We start from the raw sequence: 2,231 nt of genomic DNA on the forward strand, positions 1-2,231 counted from the left end.
CGAAGCCGAAGCGAACTACTATGCTGCCGCTGAGCAGATCGTTATGGCGGCGTGACTCACATCTAATGGCCTCCGGCAAACCCGGCGCGGTTCATGGCTTCTTTGGACCCGACCGAACGCCAGGACGTCGATTTGCTTTTGGGGGTATTTTCTGGGGTAATCGCCGCAACCCCAGCGGAGTACCCCCAGATGGCGCTCAAGGAACTCGAAGTCCGCTACGCGACCAAGCGGCAGAAGGACTACATAGTCGGCGACGATCGCGCTTATGCCGTCCAGATCGAGCGCCTTCGGGCGCGGAATGTTCGGCCTAGGCGCCGTTGCCGTCGGCGTCGATGATGAAGGTTTTGCCCGGCACGTCCATTGCGGTAGGCTCGACGGGCGCCGCGCCGCCGGGCTGGAACACCGGATGCGAGACCCGGCCGACATGCCAGAGCTGCATGACGATCCGCCCGCCCTCGGCATGGACGGCGTCGGCGACCTTGCGCCAGCCGCAGTTCGAAGAACGAGGTCCACATCGGTTCAGAGAGCTTTGTTGCTCGAGCGCCGGGCCTGGTTTGCCCGTCCTGGAACATTGAAGTCCTTGCCGCATGATCGTCTGTCGATCTCCTTGTCGGGGCTGTCGGCCCCTAAGCGCTCGCCGCTTCGCGCTTTTGTGGGGGCAAGCGCGTCACGCCATCCGGTAATTCTGTTCGCGCGTCATCATCGCCCAGATCATGCGCGCCATTTTGTTGGCCAGCGCGACGGCCGCCACCATGCGCGGCTTGCGCCCCAGCACGCGGCCGAGCCAGTTGTCGGGCAACACGCCGCGCCGGATGATCCAACGGATCCTGTTCATCGCGCCAACGATCAACAGCTTGCGGATATCGGCCTGGCCCATCTTGCTTACGCCGCCGAGCCGGGTCTTGCCGCCGGTCGATCGCTGTCGTGGGACCAAGCCGAGCCACGCGGCGAAGTATCGGCCGCTGGCGAAGGCACGCAGATCGGGTGCGAATGCCATTATCGCGCCCGCGGTCACCGGGCCGACTCCCGGCACTGTGCAGAGCCGACGCATCGCGTCGTCGACCTTGGTCGCGGCGCGCAGCTTGAAGTGCAGGTCGTCGATCTTTTGCGTGAGCACCGCGATCTGGTCGAGGTAAAGACGAACGATATCGCGCACAGCGTCAGGCAGATCGGTCGCATCGTCGTCGATCATGCCAGCGACGGTCTTGAGACCTGTCGGCCTTGGCCAACGACGAGGCCGAACTCGCCAAGATGTCCCCGCAGAGCGTTGATCAGTTGGGTGCGCTGCCCGACGAAAGACTGGTGGGTCCGGAATGCGACGGCGCGGGCCTGATGCTCCGCGCTCTTGACCGCCACGTAATGTAGGTTCGGCCGCAGCGCGGCTTCGGCGATCGCAGCCGCGTCCGCCGCATCGTTCTTCTGTCGTTTGACGAACGGCTTCACGTAGATCGGCGGGATCAGCCGCACCTCGTGGCCAAGGCCTTGCGCAAACCGTCCCCAGAAATGGCTCGTCGCGCACGCCTCCATCGCCACGATGCAGGGTGTCTGCTCGCGCAGAACCGCCTCGAGCTTCACGCGCGAAACCATCCGGTTAAATAGAACCGCCCCTCCCGCGGCGGTCGCGCAGACCTGGAAGCTGCGCTTGGCAAGTTCGATCGCGAGAATGTGAACGTCGGTCATGTGCTCCTCCATCTCCAGCGCAGCGTCGCGCGGGTCAGGCATCATACGATGCCGGATGAAGGGGGCATCCACCTCATCAGTTCAACCGGTGTAAAGGATTCCATGGCGAAGCAATTTGCCTGCCTCCGGACATGTTCACCATAAATGAGTCTACAAGAAGCAAAAGAGTGGTCTGAAAATGTCAGCTTATCAGTAATTATACTTATAGGGATGTACAACGGGTAAGGGCTTGCGATGAGATTTGAGGTGCCGTCTTCCACCGCCTTAAAAGATGCGAGCGCTTTGCGCGCGGGGTTAATGCAGGCGCTTGATTCGGAAGGCACTGTCGAACTCGACCTGGCCGCAGTGCAAGAGGCGGATCTAAGCTTTCCCCAGCTCATCTTGGCGTTGCGCATAAGCGCCGCGGAGGCAGGAAAGTCCCTTCGCCTGCGCAGCCCCGCCCCTGCGGCGGTTGCCGCGCTGCTGGAGCGTGCCGGTTTTCTCGCCGCAGCCACCCCCCAAGATCTCGACTTCTGGTTTCACGGAGAACGTGCCCAATGACCGCCTCGATC

At 62.6% G+C, this 2,231-nt stretch carries 2 protein-coding genes and 1 pseudogene; 1 reads left to right on the plus strand and 2 read right to left on the minus strand.

All coding sequences use genetic code 11. The features are described from left to right. Positions 1-307: 307 nt before the first annotated feature. Entirely contained in the window at positions 308-589 is a 282-nt protein-coding gene (locus GGR89_RS22525; RefSeq protein WP_167713194.1) for a hypothetical protein, read from the minus strand. 78 nt (positions 590-667) lie between these two features. Further along, a pseudogene (locus GGR89_RS21960) lies at positions 668-1,680 on the minus strand (IS110 family RNA-guided transposase). Positions 1,681-1,914: 234 nt separating this feature from the next. Between GGR89_RS21960 and GGR89_RS21965 the strand changes: the two are divergent. Then, a complete protein-coding gene (locus GGR89_RS21965) occupies positions 1,915-2,220 on the plus strand; it encodes an STAS domain-containing protein (RefSeq protein WP_125978414.1) in 306 nt (101 codons plus the stop codon). The last annotated feature ends 11 nt before the right edge of the window (positions 2,221-2,231 follow it).

The sequence above is a fragment of the Sphingomonas trueperi genome, from assembly GCF_011927635.1.
GTDB classification, from domain to species: domain Bacteria; phylum Pseudomonadota; class Alphaproteobacteria; order Sphingomonadales; family Sphingomonadaceae; genus Sphingomonas; species Sphingomonas trueperi.